The sequence below is a fragment of the Streptomyces rimosus genome, from assembly GCF_008704655.1.
In the GTDB taxonomy this organism is placed as follows: Bacteria; Actinomycetota; Actinomycetes; order Streptomycetales; family Streptomycetaceae; genus Streptomyces; species Streptomyces rimosus.
Genome location: NZ_CP023688.1, coordinates 5,729,956 through 5,752,500 on the forward strand (window position 1 = coordinate 5,729,956; position 22,545 = coordinate 5,752,500).

General features: G+C 73.6%; 16 protein-coding genes. 12 read left to right on the forward strand and 4 right to left on the reverse strand.

Annotation, left to right across the window (positions count from 1 at the left end; all coding sequences use genetic code 11):
- The gene (locus CP984_RS24885) at positions 1 to 498 is read right to left on the reverse strand and encodes a cysteine dioxygenase (RefSeq protein ID WP_003983764.1); all 498 of its coding nucleotides are present in this window, start codon (positions 496 to 498) and stop codon (positions 1 to 3) included.
- 686 nt (positions 499 to 1,184) lie between these two features.
- Here CP984_RS24885 and CP984_RS24895 point away from each other — a divergent pair.
- From CP984_RS24895 to CP984_RS24905, 3 genes are all read left to right on the forward strand, one after another.
- Complete coding sequence (locus tag CP984_RS24895) at positions 1,185 to 1,448, forward strand: WhiB family transcriptional regulator (protein WP_003983763.1); 264 nt, start codon at positions 1,185 to 1,187, stop codon at positions 1,446 to 1,448.
- A gap of 302 nt (positions 1,449 to 1,750) precedes the next feature.
- On the forward strand, positions 1,751 to 5,611 hold the full coding sequence (locus CP984_RS24900; RefSeq protein WP_030184357.1) for a glycosyltransferase family 2 protein: 3,861 nt from the start codon (positions 1,751 to 1,753) through the stop codon (positions 5,609 to 5,611).
- Positions 5,608 to 7,155 (forward strand): DUF5719 family protein, encoded by a 1,548-nt coding sequence (locus CP984_RS24905; RefSeq protein WP_030184358.1) that lies wholly within the window; start codon positions 5,608 to 5,610, stop codon positions 7,153 to 7,155. The genes CP984_RS24900 and CP984_RS24905 overlap by 4 nt, the downstream gene beginning before the upstream one ends.
- A gap of 45 nt (positions 7,156 to 7,200) precedes the next feature.
- Here CP984_RS24905 and CP984_RS24910 read toward each other — a convergent pair whose 3' ends face one another.
- Positions 7,201 to 7,737 carry a metallopeptidase family protein gene (locus tag CP984_RS24910; protein ID WP_226048696.1) on the reverse strand — a complete coding sequence of 179 codons (537 nt, stop codon included), beginning with the start codon at positions 7,735 to 7,737 and terminating at the stop codon, positions 7,201 to 7,203.
- 271 nt (positions 7,738 to 8,008) lie between these two features.
- Here CP984_RS24910 and CP984_RS24915 point away from each other — a divergent pair, with 271 nt between their 5' ends.
- From CP984_RS24915 to CP984_RS24945, 7 genes are all read left to right on the forward strand, one after another.
- Complete coding sequence (locus CP984_RS24915) at positions 8,009 to 8,452, forward strand: DUF3499 domain-containing protein (RefSeq protein ID WP_078575828.1); 444 nt, start codon at positions 8,009 to 8,011, stop codon at positions 8,450 to 8,452.
- A gap of 248 nt (positions 8,453 to 8,700) precedes the next feature.
- Positions 8,701 to 10,317 carry an L-lactate permease gene (locus tag CP984_RS24920; protein WP_003985911.1) on the forward strand — a complete coding sequence of 539 codons (1,617 nt, stop codon included), beginning with the start codon at positions 8,701 to 8,703 and terminating at the stop codon, positions 10,315 to 10,317.
- 152 nt (positions 10,318 to 10,469) lie between these two features.
- Positions 10,470 to 11,828: a phosphomannomutase/phosphoglucomutase gene (locus CP984_RS24925; RefSeq protein ID WP_003985908.1), complete on the forward strand. Its 1,359-nt coding sequence runs from the start codon at positions 10,470 to 10,472 to the stop codon at positions 11,826 to 11,828.
- Between the two features lie 185 nt (positions 11,829 to 12,013).
- Positions 12,014 to 12,196 (forward strand): Trm112 family protein, encoded by a 183-nt coding sequence (locus CP984_RS24930; RefSeq protein WP_003985907.1) that lies wholly within the window; start codon positions 12,014 to 12,016, stop codon positions 12,194 to 12,196.
- 65 nt (positions 12,197 to 12,261) lie between these two features.
- On the forward strand, positions 12,262 to 13,404 hold the full coding sequence (locus tag CP984_RS24935) for an SIS domain-containing protein (RefSeq protein ID WP_003985906.1): 1,143 nt from the start codon (positions 12,262 to 12,264) through the stop codon (positions 13,402 to 13,404).
- Positions 13,405 to 13,594: 190 nt separating this feature from the next.
- The gene (gene manA, locus CP984_RS24940; RefSeq protein ID WP_003985905.1) at positions 13,595 to 14,824 is read left to right on the forward strand and encodes a mannose-6-phosphate isomerase, class I; all 1,230 of its coding nucleotides are present in this window, start codon (positions 13,595 to 13,597) and stop codon (positions 14,822 to 14,824) included.
- A 123-nt stretch (positions 14,825 to 14,947) separates the two neighbouring features.
- Positions 14,948 to 15,907 (forward strand): cation diffusion facilitator family transporter, encoded by a 960-nt coding sequence (locus CP984_RS24945; protein WP_003985904.1) that lies wholly within the window; start codon positions 14,948 to 14,950, stop codon positions 15,905 to 15,907.
- Between the two features lie 146 nt (positions 15,908 to 16,053).
- On the opposite strand, the gene CP984_RS24950 is transcribed toward CP984_RS24945, so the two are convergent.
- Positions 16,054 to 18,582, reverse strand: a complete 2,529-nt coding sequence (locus CP984_RS24950; RefSeq protein WP_003985903.1) for a fructose-specific PTS transporter subunit EIIC — start codon at positions 18,580 to 18,582, stop codon at positions 16,054 to 16,056.
- Between the two features lie 572 nt (positions 18,583 to 19,154).
- On the opposite strand from CP984_RS24950, the gene ahcY reads away from it, so the two are divergent.
- Both ahcY and CP984_RS24960 read left to right on the forward strand, forming a co-directional pair.
- Complete coding sequence (gene ahcY / locus CP984_RS24955) at positions 19,155 to 20,612, forward strand: adenosylhomocysteinase (protein ID WP_003985902.1); 1,458 nt, start codon at positions 19,155 to 19,157, stop codon at positions 20,610 to 20,612.
- A gap of 132 nt (positions 20,613 to 20,744) precedes the next feature.
- Positions 20,745 to 21,359, forward strand: coding sequence for a hypothetical protein (locus tag CP984_RS24960; protein ID WP_003985901.1), 615 nt, complete (start codon positions 20,745 to 20,747; stop codon positions 21,357 to 21,359).
- Between the two features lie 28 nt (positions 21,360 to 21,387).
- Here CP984_RS24960 and CP984_RS24965 read toward each other — a convergent pair whose 3' ends face one another.
- Complete coding sequence (locus CP984_RS24965; RefSeq protein WP_003985900.1) at positions 21,388 to 22,512, reverse strand: RDD family protein; 1,125 nt, start codon at positions 22,510 to 22,512, stop codon at positions 21,388 to 21,390.
- Positions 22,513 to 22,545: the final 33 nt, after the last annotated feature.

The following is a 22,545-nucleotide window of genomic DNA, read 5'->3' on the forward strand; positions in this document are numbered from 1 at the left end:
TCAGGGCGCGACCTGCTCGTGGGAGGCGCCCGCCGCGCAGCGTGCGCTGTGCATGGGCATCTCGGTCAGTCCGGGGAAGTAGACGTGGAGGCTGACCGCCGGTGCCAGGGTGTCGTTGACGACCTCGTGGACGTAGCCGGGGGCGAAGACGCGCTGCGCGCCCGCCGCCAGCGTGCGGTGCCCGGACGTGGTGTGCTCGCTCAATTCGCCCTCCAGCACGGTCAGTACGCCGGAGGAGGGGCCGTGGTCGTGGCGCCCGCTGCCCTGGCCGGGCAGCCAGGACAGCAGCCAGACCTCGTAGCCCGGCCCTACGCGGAGCCGGTGGTACCAGCGGGTGGTGGCGTCGTAGCGCACCAGCGGGGCCCAGGCGGCGCGGTCGGCGGCGATGTCGCGGGCGAGCCCGGCGAAGCCGGCGACGGTGGCCGGGTGGGCGGGGACGGGCGGGAGCAGATGCGCAATGGCGAGCGGGTCGCCGGCGATCTGGACGTCGCTGTTCATGAACGGGGATTCCTCGGCAAGGTGCTCGGGTGGCGCGGATCGGATGTCGCGAAAGCGGTGCTCGGCCGCGCGGGATGCGGGCGGCGGGCACGGGAGCCGTGCGGCGGGGTGCTGCGGGGAAGAAAGCTGGAGCTCGGTGGCGTCAACAGCTGGAACAGCGACAGCGGGCCTGGGCAGCGCAGCGGGACCCGTAGGCACGGGTCAGGCGGAGCGCAGGAATCGCTGGCATGCATGTAAGGAGACCGGGTACTCGGCGCCGTGTCAACCGGATGCCGGGTTTGGGCGAGATGTTTCACCTCATCCGGTTGCTGCGCCCGGCGAAAGGTTTGTGCAAACGAGGTTCGGAGCAGACGGCCGACATCCGCGCGCCCCTGCGCGCCGTTGCGCTCTCGTGACCTGAATGTGATCCGGCCCGCTTCGGTGCGCGAGGTGCAACGGCTGCGGCGCCCGTCGCGTCCTTGGGAGTGAGAAGGAAGTTACGGGTGATACGGCTGAGGAAGTGTCCTGTTTTTTGCCGATTTGAACACTTTCTGCATAGGCTTGGTTCCGCAGAGTGAATAAGGGGCCCAATAGCAGATCTCGGCTTGACTGGCCCGGATCGGCACACTTGTAATTTCACTCGTGTCGTTCAGCCGTCATCGGTAACGGCTGCATCACGGGGACGCAAAGACAGACGAGGGGCGCACATGACCGAGCTGTTCCAGGAATTGCTGGTCGAAGAGGCGGACGAGGAGCTCGGCTGGCAGGAGCGCGCGCTGTGCGCCCAGACCGACCCCGAATCCTTCTTCCCGGAGAAGGGTGGCTCCACCCGCGAGGCCAAGAAGGTCTGCCTCGCGTGTGAGGTCCGCTCCGAATGCCTCGAATATGCCCTCGCCAACGACGAACGCTTCGGTATCTGGGGCGGACTGTCCGAGCGCGAGCGGCGCCGGCTCAAGAAGGCAGCGGTCTGACGTCCGGCCGCACGGCCCGGCCGACGGGCCACAGCACCTCCCCAACTCCCCCAAATCTCTCCATAGACAACGATCCGCCTCCGGCTCCCACCCGCCGGAGGCGGACGCCTGTGTACGCGGCCGACGGACCCGCCGCCCGGAACCATTAGTGTGGGGCCGCGTCCGAGGCGCACCGACGCCCAGACGGGCAACCCGGCCACGGGACGTGCCGTCGCCCGCACCGCGTCGCCGTCCGTCGCAGTCCACAGCGAGCGCTATGCCGGGGGAGGACCCCGAGACCCCCGGGGAGGGCCCCTACCTCGATGTCCCTGCACAGTCAGCCGGCCGCCCAGGCCGCGCAAGCCGCCGCCCAGTACCACGACGGCACCCCAGAGTTCCCCCGGCACGTCGTCACCGCCGTGCTCGTCTCGCACGACGGCGAACGCTGGCTGCCCGACGCGCTGGCCGGGCTGCTCGGCCAGGAACGCCCGCCACAGCAGATCGTCGGCGCCGACACCGGCAGCGCGGACGGCTCCGCCCGGCTGCTCGGCGAAGCCCTCGGCGACGACCGGGTGCTCCACCTCGCCCGCCGCTCCGGCTTCGGCACCGCCGTCGACGAGGCCGTACGCGCCGCCCCCGTCCTCGGCCCCGACGACCTCCCGTACCTGCAACGCCCCAGCGGCTGGGACCCGGTCGGCCGCACCTGGCGCGACGACGCCTACGACCTGCCGGAACTGCCGCACGGCGAGCCCGTCCAGTGGCTGTGGCTGCTGCACGACGACTGCGCGCCCGAACCAGGCGCCCTCACCGAACTGCTGCGGGTCGCCGACGCCAGCCCCTCCACCGCGATCGTCGGCCCCAAGCTGCGCAGCTGGTACGACCGCCGCCAGCTCCTCGAAGCAGGCGTCAGCATCGCCCGCAGCGGCCGCCGTTGGACCGGCCTGGACCGCCGCGAACAGGACCAGGGCCAGCACGACCAGGTCCGCCCGGTGCTGTCCGTCTCCACCGCGGGCATGCTCATCCGGCGCGACGTGTACGAGCAGTTGGGCGGCTTCGACCGCCGACTGCCCCTGATGCGTGACGACGTCGACCTGTGCTGGCGCGCCCAGGCCGCCGGACACCAGGTCCTCGTCGCCCCCGACGCGGTCCTGCGGCACGCCGAGGCGGCCGCCCGCGAACGCCGCCCCATCGACTGCGTCGGCCGCTCCGTCGCCGGCCCCCACCGGGTCGACAAGGCGGGCGCCGTCTACACCCTCCTCGCCAACACCCGCGGCGTCCTGCTGCCGTACGTCGCCCTGCGCATCGTCCTCGGCACCCTGCTGCGCGTCCTCGCCTACCTCGTCGGCAAGGTCCCCGGCCAGGCCCTCGACGAACTCGCCGGACTCTTCGGCACCCTGCTGCGCCCCGGCACGATCCTCGCCGCGCGCAGGAAACGCGGCAGGCCCGCCGTCGAAGCGAGCGAACTGCGGCCCCTCTTCCCACCGCCCGGCGCGACCGTACGGGCCACCGTCGAACAGGTCGCCGGCAACCTCGCCGGCCGCTCGGCGCCCGAAGCGGCCTCCGCGGGACGGCACGGCGCCGTCGAATCCGGGCCGGGCGGCGACGACGCCGACTACCTGGAGATCGAGCAGTTCGCCCGGCTCAAGCGGATCGCCCGCCAGCCCGCCCCGGTGCTCTTCCTCGTCCTGCTCGTCGTCTCCCTCGTCGCCTGCCGCTCCCTGCTCGGCTCCGGCGCCCTCACCGGCGGCGCCCTGCTGCCGGTCCCGGACAGCCTCGGCGAACTCTGGTCGAGCTACCTCGACGGCTGGCACGCCACCGGCACCGGCAGCACCGCCGCCGCACCCCCCTATCTCGCCATCCTCGCCCTGGCGGCCACCTTCTTCCTCGGCAACACCGGCCTGGCCATGACCGTGCTGCTGGTGTGCTCCGTACCGCTCGCCGGACTGAGCGCCTACTTCGCCTCCCGGCCGCTGGTCACCTCCCGCCTGCTGCGCGCCTGGGGCAGCGTCGTCTACGCCTTCCTGCCCGCCGTCACCGGCGCCCTCGCCGGCGGCCGCATCGGCACCGCCGTCCTGGCGGTCCTGCTGCCGCCGATGGCCCGCGCCGCCGTCGCCGCAGGCGGCCTGCGGCTGACCCCCGGCACCCGGCCGAGCTGGCGCGCCGCCTGGGCGTACGCGCTGCTGCTCACCTTCACCACTGCCTTCACCCCGGTCGTCTGGCCCGCCGCCGTGGCCCTGGGCCTCGGCCTGCTGGTGCTGCGCGCCTTCGACGGCAACCGCGGCCTGCTCCTGCCGTACGCGCTGCGCTTCCTCGCCGTCGCCGTCACCCCGCTGATCGTCCTCGCGCCCTGGTCGCTGTCCCTGCTCACCCACCCCGCCGGCTTCTTCCGCGAAGCCGGACTGGACCTGGGCGCCGGACCGGCCTCCGTCCTGGACCTGGTCGGCATCAGCCCCGGCGGGCCGAAGGCCGCCGGCGGGGTGCTGCTCCTGGGCATCGTGCTGGCCGCGCTGGCCGCCACCCTGCGCGCCGACCGGCAGTTCGCGGTCCGTACGGCCTGGGCCGTCGCCGTGACCGGCCTGCTCCTGGCCGTCCTCGCCAACCGCTCCGCGTGGGCCGGACCCGGCGTCCTCGTCTACGGGCTGGCGCTGCTGTGCGCCGCCGCCGTCGGCGCCGAGGGCGTCCGCGCCCGTATGGAGACCCTCGGCTTCGGCTGGAAGCAGCCGGTCGCCGTGCTGATCGCACTGTCCGCGCTGATCGCCCCGCTGTACGCGGCGGCCGGCTGGATGATCACCGGCGCGGCCGGGCCGCTGGAGCGCCGCGCCGCCGTCCAGGTCCCCGCGTTCGTCGCCGAGGACTCCGGCTCCGTCGACCGGGCCCGCACCCTCATCCTCGACGGCGACGCCGGACACGTCGCGTACACCCTGGTACGCGGCTCCGGCGCGCGCCTCGGGGCCGCCGACATCGCCGCGGAGACCGGCGAGGACAAGCGGCTCGGCGGCATCGTCGCCAACCTCGTGGCCGGCTCCGGCGCCGACCAGACCAACCAGCTCGGCGGCTACGCGATCCGCTACGTCCTGGTCCGCGACGGCGCGCCCCGCGAGATGGGCCGCGTCCTGGACGCCACGCCCGGCCTGACCCGGCTCAGCCAGGAGGACGGCAGCGCCCTGTGGCGCGTGGACCAGCGGGTCGCGCGCGTCACGATCGTGCCGTCGGAGACCAAGGACGGCACCCGCGCGGGCCGCGCCGCCGCGCCGGTCCCGGTCGCCGCCGGACCGGTCGAGGCCCACACCGACCTGCCCAACGGCCCCGACGGCCGGGTGCTGCGCCTCGCCGACGCCGCCGACGCGGGCTGGCAGGCCACCCTCGACGGCAAGGCGCTCAAGCCGGTCAAGGCCGACGGCTGGGCGCAGGGCTTCGAGCTGCCCGCGACCGGCGGGCGCCTGGACCTCACCTACGACGACCCCATGGGCCACACCCTGTGGCTGTGGGCCCAGGGCCTGCTCGCCGTCGTCCTGGTGGTGCTCGCGCTGCCGGGCCGCCGCCGGGAGATCGACGACGACCTGCCCGAGGACGGCGTGGCCGCGATGGCCGCGCCGGCCGCCGCGGGCGAGGGCCGCCGGGCCCGGCGGCTGCGCGCGGCGCAGGCCGCCGGCGCTCCCGAAGGCGCGGAAGCGGGCGTCCCGTCGCCGCGCCCCGGCGACGGGCCGGTACCCGACCCGATGGCGCCCGCGGGCGCCGAGCACCCCGACCCGATGGCCGGCCAGACCGCCGACCCGTACGCGGCCGTCCCGCAGCAGCAGGTCTACGACCCGCAGCAGGGCTATGACCCGCAGGGCTACGGACAGCAGCCCGGCTACGGGCAGGAGCAGCCCTACGAGGCGGGCGACCCGTACCAGGGCGCGCAGCAGCCGCCGTACGGGCAGGGCCAGGACGCCCCGCCGTACGGGCAGGACGCGGGCGCGCCGTCGTACGGCCAGGACCAGTACGGCCAGCCGTACCCGGGCACCGCCCCCTACCCGCCGGACCCGGACCAGGCCGTCGGCCCGTACCAGCCCGGCGCCTACGACCCGTACCACTACGGCCAGCAGCCCCAGCAGCCGCCGCACCAGCTGCCCTACGGCGACGGCACGACGTACCCCGGCTCCTACCCCGAGCCCCGCCGCGACGGGAGCGACCAGCAGTGAAGCGCACCATCATGTCCCTGATCGGCGTGGCCGCGGCGCTCGGCGCGGTCACCGGCGTCGCCGCCGTCGCCGCCCCGGACGCGCCGCGGGACAGCGCGGCCAAGGGCGGCACCCGGCTGCCCGTCGAGCGGTCCGCGCTGCTGTGCCCGCCGCCCACCTCCTCGGAGGTCGGCGACACCACGTACACCGCCTTCACGCCCAAGGGGACGGGCGGCAAGGCGGGCGCCCAGGGCACCGCCGGACTGCTGCCCGCGCAGCCCGGCAAGCAGCAGGACGGCAAGGGGAAGCCGCCGCAGGACGGAAAAGGCAAGGACGCCGGGCAGGGCGCGCAAGCCGACGCCCAGCCCGTCGCGCCCCTGAAACAGCCCGGCACGCCGGTCACCGCGACCACGGACCGCGCGGACGCGCCCGCCCTCGTCGGCGCCGCCGACGGTGCCCTCGCGCCCGGCTGGACCGTCCAGCAGACCACCAGCATCGCGGCCGGCAGCGGACGCGGCCTGCTCGGCCTGTCCTGCGCGGCGCCCGACACCGACTTCTGGTTCCCCGGCGTGAGCACCGCCAAGGACCGCCAGGACTACGTCCACCTCACCAACCCGGACAACACCCCGGCCGTCGTCGACCTGGACCTGCGCGGCAAGGACGGCCCGATACAGTCCGCCTCCGGCGAGAACATCAGCGTCCCGCCGCACGCCACCGTGCCGGTGCTGCTCTCCACGCTGACCGGCACGCCCACCCAGGACGCGGCGCTGCACGTGACCGCCCGCGAGGGCCGGGTCGGCGCGTCCGTCCAGGCCGCCGACGCCAAGCTCGGCGGCGACTGGCTGTCCGCGGCGGCCGATCCCGCGCCCGGCCTGGTGCTGCCCGGCATCCCGGCCGACGCCACCTCCGTCCACCTCGTCGCCGTCGCGCCCGGCAAGTCGGACGCCGACCTGAAGGTGCAGCTGGCCACCCCGAACGGCCTGATCACCCCGGCCGGACTGGAGACCCTGCACGTCAAGAGCGGCATGACCACGACCGCCGACCTCAAGGACCTCACCAAGGGCGAGGCGGGCTCGCTCGTCCTCACCCCGGCGGACGGCTCCTCGGCACCGGTCACCGCGGCCCTCCGGGTCACCCGCGGCAAGGGCGACAAGCAGGAGATGGCCTTCATCCCGGCGACGCGGCCGGTCGGCGAGCGGGCCACCGCCGCCGACAACCGGGACAAGGGCAGCACGCTGTCCCTGGTCGCGCCGGAGAAGGGCAAGGACGCCAAGGTCACGGTCACCGCTTCGGCGGGCAGCGGGGGCGGTACGCCGGTCTCCAAGACGTACACGGTCAAGGGCGGCAGCACCCTCGCCGTCGAGCCGCCGCGCCCGCAGGGCCTCAAGGGCTCCTACGCGCTGACCGTCACCCCGGAGGCGGGCAGCGGCCCGGTCCACGCGGCCCGCACCCTGGCCCTGCCGCAGGGCGGCCTCCCGGCCTTCACCGTGCAGACGCTGCCGGACGACCGGGGGACGGTCGTGGTGCCGACGGCGGGGGAGGACCTTTCGCTGCTGACGAAGTGAGGGCGGGGGCGGGGCCGATGGCTCCGCCCCGGCGCCCGCCCGGTCTCAGTCCTGGCCGTACCGCGGGTCCACCGACTCCGGTGCCAGGCCGAGCAGCTCGGCGACCTGCTCCACGACGACCTCGTGGACCAGGAGCGCCCGCTCGTCGCGGTTCTTCGTACGGATCTCGACCGGGCGGCGGTAGACGAGCACCTGGTCCCGCCGGTCGCCGTCGGCGGGCAGCAGCCGGCCCAGCGGCACCGTCTCCTCGTCGTCCGGCAGCCCGGCGGCCCCGTCGGGCCCGAACCCGGGCACCTCGACCACCAGGAAGTCGACGTCCGCCAGCTGGGGCCAGCGCCGCTCCAGCCGGTCCCGTGAGTCGTAGACCAGGTCGACGAAGGCGTCCGCGCGGCTCACGGAGAGCGGTACCTGGGGCGGCGCGACCGGGCCGCGCATGCCGCGGCCGTGGCGGTCGCGGCGGCGCGGGCGCGGCTCCGCCGGTGCGGGGCTTCGCCCGGCGCCGCCCGGCGCGGTGGTCCCGCCGGTGCCGGCCGGGGCAGGGGTCCCCCCGGCGTCGGCCGGAGGGGGTACGGGGTTGTCCATCAGAACCGAGCGTAACCGTCCGGGGGCGGGCGGCGCGGGAGAGCGGCGGATCCGGTGCCATGTCGGCGAGTGACCGGTCATAGGCTCGTTACGTCCGTTCGCGACCATGCGCCGGACCGTGAACAGCATGAGGAATGACACGAAATGCACACAGTCGTGACGGGTTTTGACCCCCTGCGCCGTCCGGCGCAGTGCTTCCCCCGTGGGCCGGGCCTGGCGCCCGCAGGTCAGGCGCACCGGACGAACCAGGACGACACGGTCGGGTGAGGTCGTGGAGAGTCATCGCGGCCCGCTCAAGAGTGCGGTACCGTCCAACGTCGTGAGCCCTGTACGTCGCTGTTCGCGCACTGCGTGCGGCCGCCCCGCCGTCGCAACGCTGACGTACGTCTACGCGGATTCGACCGCCGTGCTCGGACCGCTCGCCACCTACGCCGAACCCCACTGCTACGACCTGTGCGCCGAGCACTCCGAGCGGCTGACCGCGCCGCGCGGCTGGGAGGTCGTGCGCCTGGCCACCGACGCCGGACCGGCCCGCCCCAGCGGCGACGACCTCGAAGCGCTCGCCAACGCGGTGCGCGAGGCCGCCCGTCCGCAGGAGCGCGCCGCGGGCGGCGGCAGCGCGCCCCAGGTCTCCGGGCCCAACGGCCGCGACGCGCACCCGATGGAGGTCGCCCGCCGGGGGCATCTGCGGGTGCTGCGGTCGCCGGACTCCTGAGGACGGTCACCGGATCCCTGGGGACGGCCGCCGGATTTTCGAGGACCGCCGTCGGCGCGCGGGCGGCCACGGCCCGTGCGCACTCCGGCACTTCCGCGTCCTTCGCACGTCGGCACTTCCGTACGCGGCATTGACGCCGCCTCGGCGCGGACACCACCATGCCTCCACTCCCGGGTGATCCGCTTCCGCATGCCGGAAGCGGCGGGGGAGCTGTCTGAAGCTGTCCACCGGGAGGCCCGGGAGGCCGAGTGTTCGTACAGCCGCTGGAGCCCGTAGCCGATTCGCTCGCCCTGTCCGCGCTCGTCGCGGCCCTGCCGCTGGTCACCGTCCTCGTCCTGCTCGGCGCCGTACGGATGCGCGCCCACCGCGCCGGGCTCGCCGGCCTCGCCGTCGCCCTCGCCACCGCCTGCCTCGGCTACGGCATGCCCGCCGGGCAGGCGCTGTCCGCCGCCGCGCAGGGCGCGCTCTTCGGGCTTTTCCCCATCCTGTGGATCGTCGTCAACGCCCTCTGGATCCACCGGATGACGGTCCGCACCGGGCACTTCGACGTCCTGCGCCGCTCCTTCTCCGGCCTCTCCGCCGACCCCCGCGTCCAGGCCCTGGTCATCGCGTTCTGCTTCGGCGCGCTGCTCGAAGCGCTCGCCGGGTTCGGGGCGCCCGTCGCGATCAGCGCGGTGATGCTGGTCGCGCTCGGCTTCGCGCCGGTACGGGCCGCCGTCGTCGCGCTCGTCGCCAACACCGCGCCGGTCGCCTTCGGCGCCATGGGCACGCCCGTGGTCACGCTCGCCCAGGTCACCGGCCTGCCGCTGGACGCCGTCGCCCCGGTCGTCGGCCGCCAGACCCCGCTGCTCGCCCTCGTCGTACCGCTGCTGCTGGTGTTCCTGGTCGACGGGCGGCGCGGGCTGCGCGAGACCTGGATGCCCGCGCTGGCCTGCGGACTGGCCTTCGCCGCCGTGCAGTTCGCGGCGGCCAACTACGTTTCCGCGCAGCTCGCCGACATCGGCGCCGCCCTCGCCGGAGCTGCCGCGCTGATCGCCGTACCCGGAGCCCGCAGACCCGCGGCCGAACCGGTACGGGCCGCCGTGCTGACCGGCGCCCGCAGCGCCGACCTGGACGTCCGCGACTCCCGCGCCGACGTCGTACGCGCCTACGCCCCGTACGCCCTCATCGTCGCCGTCTTCTCCCTCGCCCAGCTCCCGCCCGTCAAGGCCCTCCTCGCGCGGGCCACCCGCACCTTCGACTGGCCCTTCCTGGACGTCGCGGGCCCGGACGGCACACCGGTCGCCGGCAACACCTTCGCCCTGCCGCTGCTCGCCGCCGGCGGCACGCTGGTGCTGCTGGCCGGCGCGCTGAGCGCCCCCGTCCTGGGCGTACGGGCCGCCACCGCCGTACGGGAATGGGCCGCGACCGTGAGCGAACTGCGCCTGGCGGTCCTCACCGTCACCGCCGTCCTGGCCCTCGCCTACGTCATGAACCTCTCCGGACAGGCCGCCACCATCGGCCACTTCGTCGCCGCCGCGGGCGCCGGACTGGCCTTCCTCTCGCCGGTGCTCGGCTGGTTCGGCGTCGCCGTCACCGGCTCCGACACCTCCGCCAACGCCCTCTTCGGCGCCCTCCAGGTCACCGCGGCCCGGCAGTCCGGCCTCTCGCCCGTGCTGCTCGCCGCGGCCAACAGCTCCGGCGGCGTCCTCGGCAAGATGATCTCCCCGCAGAACCTGGCGATCGCCTGCGCCGCGGTCGGCCTGGCCGGCCGCGAGGGCGATCTGCTGCGCAGGGTGCTGCCGTGGAGTCTGGGACTTTTGCTGGTGATGTGCCTGATCGTGGTGGGACAGAGCACGGACGTGCTGGGGTGGATGCTGCCGTAGGGGAACGGGCCGCCGGCCGGCGGCGGCGCGATTGGCGGGCGCCGCACGGGACACAAGAAGTTCCGGGCGGGCCGGGCCCCGCACGCTCAAGCCTCCCTCCGGTCGCGTACGGGTAGGTTTGGGACCCCGTCATGACATCAGGAGGGCTGGCTGTGACTGATCTGTCGCAGATCGTGAAGGCGTACGACGTGCGCGGTGTGGTCCCCGACCAGTGGGACGAAACGCTGGCCGAGCTGTTCGGGGCGGCCTTCGCCCAGGTGACCGGAGCGGCCGCGATCGTGACCGGGCACGACATGCGGCCCTCCTCGCCCGGCCTGTCCCGGGCCTTCGCCCGCGGCGCCGCGGCGCGCGGCACGAACGTGACCGAGATCGGGCTGTGCTCGACCGACCAGCTGTACTACGCCAGCGGCGCGCTGGACCTGCCCGGCGCCATGTTCACCGCCTCGCACAACCCCGCCCAGTACAACGGCATCAAGATGTGCCGCGCGGGCGCGGCGCCGGTCGGCCAGGACACCGGCCTCGCCGAGATCCGCGCGCTGGTCGAGCAGTGGCGCGACGGGGACGGCCCGCAGCCCGCCGACCGGCCCGGCACCATCACCCAGCGCGACGTCCTCGGCGACTACGCCGACCACCTGCGCGGCCTGGTGGACCTGACCGGCATCCGCCCCCTGAAGGTCGTGGTGGACGCCGGCAACGGCATGGGCGGCCACACCGTCCCCACCGTTTTCGAAGGGCTCCCGATCGAACTGGACGCCCTGTACTTCGAGCTGGACGGCACCTTCCCCAATCACGAGGCCAACCCGCTCGACCCGAAGAACATCACCGACCTCCAGGCCCGCGTCCGCGAGACCGGCGCCGACATCGGCCTGGCCTTCGACGGCGACGCCGACCGCTGCTTCGTCGTGGACGGCGACGGCGAACCGGTCTCCCCGTCCGCGATCACCGCCCTGGTCGCCGCCCGCGAACTGGCCAAGTACCCCGGCGGCACGGTCATCCACAACTGCATCACCTCCTGGTCCGTCCCCGAGGTCGTCAAGGAGAACGGCGGCACGCCCGTCCGCACCCGCGTCGGCCACTCCTTCATCAAGGGGGAGATGGCCCGGACCGGCGCCATCTTCGGCGGCGAGCACTCCGCGCACTACTACTTCCGCGACTTCTGGAACGCCGACACCGGCATGCTCGCCGCCCTGCACGTCCTGGCGGCGCTCGGCGGCCAGGACGGCCCGCTGTCCCAGCTGGTCGCCCAGTACGACCGGTACGCCGCCTCCGGCGAGATCAACAGCACCGTCGACGACCAGACGGGCCGCCTCGCCGCCGTCCGGGCCGCCTACGAGGGCCGCGAGGGCACCGAACTGGACGAACTGGACGGTCTGACGATCACCACCGCCGACTGGTGGTTCAACCTGCGCCCCTCCAACACCGAGCCGCTGCTCCGCCTGAACGTCGAGGCCCGGGACCGGGAGACGGTCGAGCGGGTGCGGGACGAGGTGCTGGGGATCGTACGGGGCTGAGGCACGGTCCCGGACGGTTCCGGCCGTCCTTGAACGTTCCCGGATGCGCCTGAACGTTCTTGAACGTTTGACGACGGGCCGGTGGCCGGGCATGTCCCGCCACCGGCCCCCACCTGCGCCGCGTCCCCGCCCCGTCCCGGCGGTAGGCTGGCAAGTGCCGTATTCACGCCGAAGGAGAAGCCCCCATGCCGGTCGACGCCAGCCTGATCGAGATCCTCGCCTGCCCGGCGTGCCACGCCCCGCTGGCGGACCGGTCGGACGCCGACCCGGCCGAGCTGCAGTGCACCGGCACCGCATGCGGCCTCGCCTACCCCGTCCGCGACGGCATCCCCGTACTCCTGGTGGACGAGGCACGGCGCCCCGCCTGACCCGGGCGCCGGAGCCGATCCGGACCCCACCCCGCCCGTACCGGCGATCGGAGGCAGCGCACACCATGCTCGACGAGTCCCTCTTGGACGCACCCGAAGCGCTGGCCGGCGCCGACCGCTTCGGACTGCTGCGCGGCGTCGCCGAATCCGGGGCCCGGGTCCGCACGGCGGCCCGCAACGCCGCCGAGTCCGGCATCACCGACCTGCGGCCCGACGGCCGGCCCCGCACCGTCCTCGTGGCGGGCCCGGGACCGGCCGCCGCCTGCGTCGCCGACCTCTTCGGCGCCCTCGGCGGCGGCAGCTGCCCGGTCACCCTCATCCGGCCCACCGGCGTCGCGCCCCGCACCGGCGCGCTCCGCTGGACCCTGCCCGGCTGGTCCGGGCCCCTGGACCTGCTGCTGATCACCGCCCCGGACGGCAGCGACCCGGCCCTGGCGCAGCTGGTCGAGCAGGCCTACCGCCGCGGCTGCTCGATCGTCGCCGTCAGCCCCGCCGGCGGCCCGCTCGCCGACGCCGTCGTCCAGGCCCGCGGCCTGACCGTCCCGCTGGCCACCACCCCGTACGACGCCGAGTTCGACGTGGAGGGCGCGCCGCCCGCCGCCCCCGGCACCCTCTGGTCGCTGCTCACCCCGCTGCTCGCACTCGCCGACCGGATCGGCCTGCTCAGCGCCACGCCCGAAGCGCTCGCCCAGCTCGCCGACCGCCTCGACCAGGTCGCCGAACGCTGCGGCCCGGCCGTCGGTACGTACTCCAACCCCGCCAAGACGCTCGCCGCCGAACTCGCCGACGCGCTGCCGCTGATCTGGACCGAAGGTCTCGTCGCCGGGGCCGTCGGCCGGCACTTCGCGACCGTACTGGCCGGACTCGCCGGCCGGCCCGCGCTCGCCGGCGAACTGCCCGAGACGATGACCACGCACGGCGCGCTGCTCGCCGGACCGTTCGCGGCCGGCGCCGACCCGGACGACTTCTTCCGCGACCGCGTCGAGCAGCCCACCGCCCTGCACGCCCGCGTCGTCCTGCTGCGCGAGGAGCCGCCCGGCCCGCTCTCCGCCGCGCCCGCCGCCCGCGACCTGGTGCTGGAGCACGACACACCGGTCAGCGAACTGGAGCCGGACGACGGCAGCGACCTGGAGAAGGCCGCCGAACTCCTCGCCATCACGGATTTCGCCGCCGTTTACCTGGGGCTCGCCGGGACCAAGGGATCATGACTGCGGGCGGGTGACCGCGGGGACACGGGACCGGCCCGCGGCCGGGCGGCGGGCGCTTGGCCGTCCGCCGGGCATCCGGCCGTCCGCCGGACCTGCGCCCCGCCGAGCAGAAACGTCCCGCCCCGTACGGTTCGGAACATGCGAGCAGCCCGCACGAAGACGGGCACGAGAAGTCAGGAACCCCGCCACCATGGACCGCCTCACGAACACCGTGCGCCCCTACGCCTGGGGCTCCACCACCGCCCTCCCGGAACTCCTCGGCACCGAGCCCACCGGCGAACCGCAGGCCGAGATGTGGATGGGCGCCCACCCCGGCGCCCCCTCCCGCACCGACCGCGGCGCCGGCCCGGTCTCGCTGGCCGACGTCATAGCCGCCGACCCGGAACGCGAACTCGGCCCCGACGCCGTCCGCGCCTTCGGCCCCCGGCTCCCCTTCCTGCTCAAGCTGCTCGCCGCCGGCTCCCCGCTCTCCCTCCAGGTCCACCCCGACCTGGACCAGGCCAAGGAGGGCTACGCCGACGAGGAACGGCGCGGCGTCCCCCTCGACGCCCCGCACCGCAACTACAAGGACGCCAACCACAAGCCCGAACTGATCTGCGCCCTCACCCCCTTCGAAGGGCTCTGCGGCTTCCGCCACCCGGCCGAAACCGCCGCCCTCCTGGAAGCGCTCGGCGTGAGCGCCCTCAAGCCGTACGCCGACATCCTGCGCGCCGCCCCGGCGGACGCCGCGCTGCGCGAGGTACTCACCGCCGTACTGAGCGCCGACCACGCCGAGACGGCCGAAACCGTCGAACAGGCCGCGGCCGCCGCCCGCCGCCTGGCCGCCGAGGACGGCCCGTACGCCGACGCCTGCGCCGCCTACGCCGCCATCGCCCACCACTACCCGGGCGACCCCGGCGTGCTCGCCGCCATGCTCCTCAACCACGTACGCCTCCAGCCCGGCGAAGCCCTCTTCCTCGGCGCCGGCATCCCGCACGCCTACCTCGGCGGCCTCGGCGTGGAACTGATGGCCAACTCCGACAACGTGCTGCGCTGCGGCCTGACGCCCAAGCACGTCGACGTACCGGAACTGCTGCGCGTGGTCCGCTTCGAACCCCGCGACGCCGGGGTGCTGCGCCCCGAGGAGGCCACGGCGTCGGGCGAGGAGGTCTACGGGACCCCGACCGACGAATTCCGGCTCTCCCGCTTCGTCCTGGCCCCGGGCACCGCACCCCACCCGCTCGACGACCGCACGCCGCAGATCCTGCTGTGCACGGCGGGGAAGGTGACGGTGCGGTCCGGCTCGGATTCCGGGGCCGACGGCTCCGGTACGGACACCGCTGCGACGCTCGCCCCGGGCGAATCGGTCTTCGTACGGGCCGGGGAACGCGTGGAACTCACCGGAGAGGGCACCGTCTTCCGGGCAACGCTGGTGGCCTGAGGAAGGGCCGCCGGGGCGGGCTGCAACAATGACCCGCCTAAAGGGTTCGTAAAGCCGCCCACGCAGCGGCCTCGGAACAGGCTGCGCACCGCGGCCGTTCGACGGAAGGGAAACGCGCCACCCATGAGTGCATCAGGCGGTACCAAGGCGATCGTCGCGGCGCTGGGCGCCAACCTGGCCATCGCGGCGGCGAAGTTCGTGGCCTTCGCCTTCAGCGGATCGTCCTCGATGCTGGCCGAAGGCGTCCACTCCATCGCCGACTCCGGCAACCAGGGGCTGCTGCTCCTCGGCGGCAAGAAGGCCAAGCGCGCCGCCACCGAGGAACACCCCTTCGGCTACGGCCGCGAGCGTTACATCTACGGCTTCCTCGTCTCCATCGTCCTGTTCACCATCGGCGGCGTCTTCGCCCTCTACGAGGGCTACGAGAAGATCCACGACCCGCACGAGCTGGAGCACTGGTACTGGCCGGTCGGCGTCCTGGTCTTCGCGATCATCGCCGAGGGCTTCTCCTTCCGTACGGCCATCAAGGAGTCCAACGAGCTGCGCGGGCAGCAGAGCTGGGCCCAGTTCATCCGCCGCGCCAAGGCCCCCGAACTCCCCGTCGTCCTCCTGGAGGACTTCGGCGCGCTGATCGGCCTGGTGCTCGCGCTCGGCGGCGTCGGCCTCACCCTCGCCACCGGCAACGGCGTCTGGGACGGCATCGGCACCATGTGCATCGGCGCCCTGCTCGTCCTGATCGCCCTGGTTCTCGCCGCCGAGACCAAGTCGCTGCTGCTCGGCGAGGCGGCCGGCCCGGAGCAGGTCGCCAAGATCCGCGCGGCCGTGGTCGACGGCGACACCGTCACCCGCGTCATCCACATGCGCACCCTCCACCTCGGCCCGGAGGAACTCCTCGTCGCCGCCAAGATCGCGGTCCAGCACGACGACACGGCGAAGGAGGTCGCGGACGCCATCAACGCCGCCGAGGAACGCATCCGCGCGGCCGTCCCGATCGCCCGCGTGATCTACCTGGAGCCGGACATCTACCGGGAGTCGGCTGCTGCGGCGGGGGATGATCCGGCGAAGACGCCCGGGGGGATCTGAGGGGACCCGTCGGGAGTCCGTTCTCCTGCTATGGGCTGCTGTTTTACGGGGAGGGCCCCGCACCTGGTGGGGTGCGGGGCCCTTCGGCTTGTTCGTACGGCCTCGTTTGTGCGGTTCGCCTGTATGGCCTTGGCCGTACGGTTCGGTCAGCCGACCTCGCTCAACACCCGCAGGACCGCCGCCTCGTCCGGCGCGCTCTGCAACCGGGCCCGGAAGTCCGCGTCCATCAGCTTCCGCGACAGCAGTGCCAGGATGCGCAGATGCTCGTCACCCGCGGCGGCCTCCGGCACCGAGATCATGAACACCAGCCTGGCGCGCGTACCGTCCAGCGAGTCCCAGTCGATGCCCTCCCCCGAACGCGCGAAGCCGACGACCGGCGCGGTCACCGCGTCCGTCTTGGCGTGCGGGATGGCGATCTCCTCGCCGAGGCCGGTGGTGCCCTGCGCCTCACGCGCGAGCGCCACCCGCACCAGCTCCTCCACATCCGCCACCTTGCCGGTACGCGCCGCCAGCTCCGCCATCTCCCGGATCGCGGCTTCCTTGGTGCCGGCGGTCAGGCGGAGCCGCACGGTGTGGGGGGTTAGGTAGCCGGAGAGGATCTTGGGGTCGGGTTCGGGGCCGGGTTCGGGGGTGGCAGGGGTGTTGGGGGCGGTGGGGGTGTCGTCTTCTGTGGGGCCGCTGTCAGCGGGGGTGTTGTCAGCGGCTTCGGTGTTCTGCGCCGGTACGGGCGTCGAGTTCCGCTCGGTTCCCGCGGCTGCGTTCGCCGCTGTATCCGTTGTTGCACCTGTCGCTGCACCCGTCGTAGCACCCGCCGTTGTATCTGCGGCTGTTGCTGTAGCTTTTGCTGTGGCGCCGACTCCGGCGAGGACCGGTTCGGGCGTCGGTACGGGTGCCGGTTCGGACGTCGCCTCGGGCGCTGGCCCGGGCGCCGCGGTCGGGTCCCCGCCCGCCGCCTGGCCCGTTCCTGGGTTCGCCGACTGGTCCGTCGCCTGGCTCGCCGCCTGGCTCGCCGACTGGTCCGCCGTCCGGCTCGCCCCGTAACCGGCCGCTCGCTCCTTCCTACGGTCCGATATGTCCACCAGCGCCACCGTCGCCAGGGCCGTCACCACCGAGCCGATCGCCACGGCCACGAAGAACATCGGCACTCCGCCGACCGCGCCGAGCACCGCCACGATCGGACCGCCGTGCGGCACCGCGTCCGTCACCCCGGCCATGCCCGCCACGGCACCGGCCACCGCGCCGCCCAGCATGTTCGCCGGGATGACCTGCGCGGGCCGCGCCGCCGCGAACGGGATCGCGCCCTCCGATATGCCGAACAGGCCCATGAACAGCGACGCCATGCCGGTCTCCCGCTCCTGCTCGGAGTACAGGCGCCGACGGATCAGCGTGGCCAGGCCCTGGCCGAGCGGCATCACCGGGATCGCGGCGGCGCACATGCCCATGACGGTCTGGTTGCCGGTCGCGATCAGCCCCGTACCGAAGAGGAACGCCGTCTTGTTGACCGGCCCGCCCATGTCGAACGCGATCATCAGGCCGAGGACCGCGCCGAGCACGATCGCGCTGGTGCCGGTCATCCCGCTGAGCCAGTCCGTCAGATGCGTGAACACCCAGGAGATCGGTTTGCCGAGGACGTAGATGAAGAACAGCCCGAGCACCGCCGTCGCGACAATCGGGATCACGATGATCGGCATGATCGGCCGGACGAACCGCGGCACCCGGACCTTCTTGATCCACATCACCAGGTACCCGGCCAGGAAGCCGGTCACGATCGCCCCGATGAACCCGGCGCCCGCCTCGGAGCCGTACAGCTCGCCGGTGTTGGCTATCCAGCCGCCGATCATGCCCGGCACCAGCGCGGGCCGGTCCCCGATCGCGTACGCGATATAGCCGGACAGGATCGGCACCATGAGCTGGAAGCCGATGGTGCCGATGTCGTTGACGTGCGCCCAGAACGTGCCCTCCGGGATCACCAGCCCCTTCGCCGTCGGGTGCCCGCCGACCGCCAGCGACAGCGCCAGCAGCAGCCCGCCGACCACGACGAACGGGATCATGTAGCTGACCCCGTTCATCAGCGCCTTGTACGCGAGGCTGCGCTCCTTGCCCCGCCGGGCGGCCCCGCCCGAACCGACCGCGCCGCCCGATCCGCCTCTCCCGGAACCGCCCCGCCCGGAACCGGCGCCACCCGATCCCGCCCGGCCCGCACCGTCCCCGTCCGAACCGGAGGCAACCGAACCCCCGCCGCCGGAACCGGCCGCGCCGCCCGCATACCCGTCCCCGCCTTCGTACCCGGTCGCGCCTCCGTCCCCGTCCGCGCCGTACACCGGCGCGCTCCGCACCCGCTCGATCAGCTCCTCCGGGTGGCGGATGCCCTCGGCCACGCCCACCACCAGCAGGCGCTTGCCGACGAAGCGCGCCGGGTCGACGTCCTTGTCCGCGGCGATGATGATCCCGTCCGCGTTTCTGACATCGTTGTCAGACAGAACGTTCTCGGCCCCGATCGACCCTTGCGTCTCCACCTTCATCGCATGGCCGAGCGACTCGGCGGCCTGGCTCAGTTTCTCGGCGGCCATGTACGTATGGGCTATGCCGGTCGGGCAGGCGGTCACTGCGAGCAGCTTCAGCGCTCGCCCGCCCGTCCCCGCACCCTCGCGGGGATCGGCTGGACTGGTGGTCACGTGGTTCTCCTAACGGACGTGCGCGCGGGGTGACGTGCGAGTGTCCACGCGCTGTCCGCATCCTGCAATACGAAGGGACGGGTGCACAGTGCCGAAGGCCACTCCGGTCCCGGCCGGCGCCCCGCGACCTGCGCACCCGCACCGTCCGGCGGTCCGCGCGCCCGTCCGCACGCGCACGAAGTCCATAGGCGGGCTGGGGTTCCCCGGGGCGATCGGTGTAGATTCGTGACCAGTGCCAGACGTCGCTGCTGATGGCGGTCGGGCGGCCCGTCCCGCGGGCCGGCCGAGGGAGAGAGGGCCTCCGACGGACTGCGCTGCGGCCGGGGGAGAGGTGGGTCCGCCCACGCGGTACCGCCCGTACGACGTGCACGGCCCGTACGGCGACGTGCACGGCCGGTACGGCTCGGGGTATCGCCAGTACGACCTGAGGTGCTGCCCGTACGGCACGCCGCCTCGGACGGTGTGCCGCGTACGCGGTGCATCCGCCCGCGCGAAGCGCCGGGCGGTAACGTCGCCACCTGCCCGCGCCGCAGACTGCCAGCCGACCACCCTCGACCCCGGGAGCAACCCGAATGTCGACCGCAGCCAACAGCCAGGACTTCAAGGTCGCCGACCTGTCCCTCGCCGCCTTCGGGCGCAAGGAGATCACCCTCGCCGAGCACGAGATGCCCGGCCTGATGGCGATCCGCAAGGAGTACGCCGCCGCGCAGCCGCTGGCCGGCGCCCGCGTCACCGGCTCGCTGCACATGACCGTGCAGACCGCCGTGCTGATCGAGACCCTCACCGCGCTCGGCGCCGAGGTCCGCTGGGCCTCCTGCAACATCTTCTCCACCCAGGACCACGCCGCCGCCGCCATCGCGGTCGGCCCGAACGGCACCCCCGAGGACCCCCAGGGCGTCCCGGTCTTCGCCTGGAAGGGCGAGACGCTCGAAGAGTACTGGTGGTGCACGGAGCAGGCGCTGACCTGGCCGAACTCGCCCACCGGCGGCCCGAACATGATCCTGGACGACGGCGGCGACGCCACGCTCCTGGTGCACAAGGGCGTCGAGTACGAGAAGGCCGGCAAGGCCCCCGCCGTCGAGACCGCGGAGAACGACGAGCACCGCGCGATCCTGGAGCTCCTCAACCGCACCCTCGCCGAGAACCCGCAGAAGTGGACCAAGCTGGCGTCGGAGATCCGCGGCGTCACCGAGGAGACCACCACCGGCGTGCACCGCCTGTACGAGATGCAGCGCGACGGTGTGCTGCTCTTCCCGGCGATCAACGTGAACGACGCCGTGACCAAGTCGAAGTTCGACAACAAGTACGGCTGCCGGCACTCCCTGATCGACGGCATCAACCGCGCCACCGACACCCTCATCGGCGGCAAGACCGCCGTCGTCTGCGGCTACGGCGACGTCGGCAAGGGCTGCGCCGAGTCGCTGCGCGGCCAGGGCGCCCGCGTCATCATCACCGAGATCGACCCGATCTGCGCCCTCCAGGCCGCCATGGACGGCTACCAGGTCACCACCCTGGACGAGGTCGTCGAGACCGCCGACATCTTCATCACCACGACGGGCAACAAGGACATCATCATGGCCTCCGACATGGCCAAGATGAAGCACCAGGCGATCGTCGGCAATATCGGCCACTTCGACAACGAGATCGACATGGCCGGCCTCGCCGCCATCGACGGCATCGTCAAGGACGAGGTCAAGCCGCAGGTCCACACCTGGACCTTCCCCGACGGCAAGGTCCTGATCGTGCTGTCCGAGGGCCGCCTGCTCAACCTGGGCAACGCGACCGGCCACCCCTCCTTCGTGATGTCCAACTCCTTCGCGGACCAGACCCTGGCCCAGATCGAGCTGTTCACCAAGCCGGCGGAGTACCCGACCGACGTCTACGTCCTGCCCAAGCACCTGGACGAGAAGGTCGCCCGCCTCCACCTCGACGCCCTCGGCGTCAAGCTCACGACCCTCCGCCCTGAGCAGGCCGCCTACATCGGCGTCACCGTCGAGGGCCCGTACAAGCCCGACCACTACCGCTACTGATCCCCGCGCACCCGGTGCCCGGCCCGCCGCCGCGTACGCCGGGCACCACCACCGGCAGCCGGTGATCCAGGCCCCCGCCCAGCACCACGGCGGGGGCCTGACCCGTACCACCGGACCCGACCAAGGACCCCCATGCCCCGCGGCCGATACTCCCTTTACGACCCGCACGACCACACCCCCCTCGGCGAAGAACACTTCCACTGCGCCACCGGCCCCTCCGGCTGGCGCTACGTCTCCCAGCTCACGACCCCCTCCGGAGACCACGCGGGCTCCGTCGACCTCACCCTCGACGACCTCGGCCGCCCCATCCGTCTCGAACTCCACGCCGGCGGCTGGCAGGTCCGCGGCGCCGCCCTGGAAGGCGTCACCTGGGTCCGTACCGACCCGACCGGCACCCACGCCACCGAAGGCAACGTCCCCGCCCATGCCTTCACCGGCGCGTCCCCCGCCTTCCTCGTCGCCACCGCCCGGCTGCTGCGCCCCGCCCCCGGCGCCGGAGCCGTCCGCACCCGCCTCGTGGCCTTCACACCCCCCGTCCTCGCGCCCCGCACCCTCGACCAGTCCTGGGCCTTGGTGAACAGGACAGCACACCCCACTGACAACGGCCCGCTGACGGCGGACGAATACCAGGTCAATGACCTGGAGACCGGCGAACAGCACGCCGTGCACATCGCCGGCGACGTCGTCCTGGCCGCCCCCGGCATCGAACTCGAAGACCTCGAAACCCCGCCCTCGACCTTTCCCTGACCGGCCACCGCGCGGGCCGGTCGCGCTTTTAGACGGGCGGCGCGAAACCCGAACGACGCTCGTCGCTGCCTGCTCGGGGAGCCGCGGAGGGGGAGGTCTCGGAACCGGCTCCGCTGCTGTCTCCGGTCTCGGCTCCGCCCCCGTTGCCGCCTTCGTTGCCCGCTTCGTTGCCGCCCGTCGCCGGGGCGGGCGCGGTAGTAAGGGGCGGCTCGACGGATTCGGCCGGAGCCCCCGGGGTCATGGGTGCCCCGCCGTGCACACTCCCCGCTCCGGCTCCGAACGCTGAACCAGCTCCGTACGCATCGCCCCCGGTCTGGCCCCAAGCCTGAGCCCCCACCTGTACCCCCGCCTGGGCCCCGCCCCAAGCAGCCCCCGTCGCCACCGGCCCCGGAGCCCCCAGCGGCGCCCCGAACGCCCGCTGTGCCTCCCGCGCCTGCCGCTCGCCCACCACCGCGGCCAGATACACCGCCGCATGCATGCCCGCGGGCACCGACGCCCCGGTCCAGCCGCTCAGATCCCCGGCCAGACGGGCCGCCATCGCACCACCGACCTGCGGATCGAGCTGGGATATTCGGCTCAGGAACTGGCGTACCGTCAGCCACCAGCCGTCCGGCACCCGCGACAGGTCCAGCGCGCCGAGCTCCGCCGCCAGCCAGGGCGGCGGGGGCGGCAGCGCCGGCATCCCGCGCGGGGTGGGTATCCGCTCCCGTACGACCACGGTGCCCGCGAAGACGTCCCCGAGCCGCCGGCCGCGCGCCGAGACGAGCGAGGCGATGCAGGCCACCACGCCCATCGTCAGGACGATCTCTATGGCGCCCATCGCGCCCCGTACCAGCGCGTGCCGGAACCGGACCGGCCCGCCGTCCTCGCGCACCACCCGCAGCCCGCACGCCAGCTTCCCCAGCGAACGGCCACGGCTCAGCGTCTCCACGATGATCGGTACCCCGACCAGCACCAGCACGAACAGCGCCACCGACACGGCGGCCCGCGCCGCCTCGTCCATCGACGCCGTGGAGCTCAGCATCACCACCGACAGCAGGACATAGGCGCTCCAGGTCACCGCCAGATCGACGAGGACCGCCAGCGCCCGGCTCGGCAGCCGGGCAGGCCGCAGTCCCAACACCACCGCTTCGCCCGTCACGAGCTCGTTCACGCTCGTCGTCCTCCCTGCCCCGAATCCGTACCG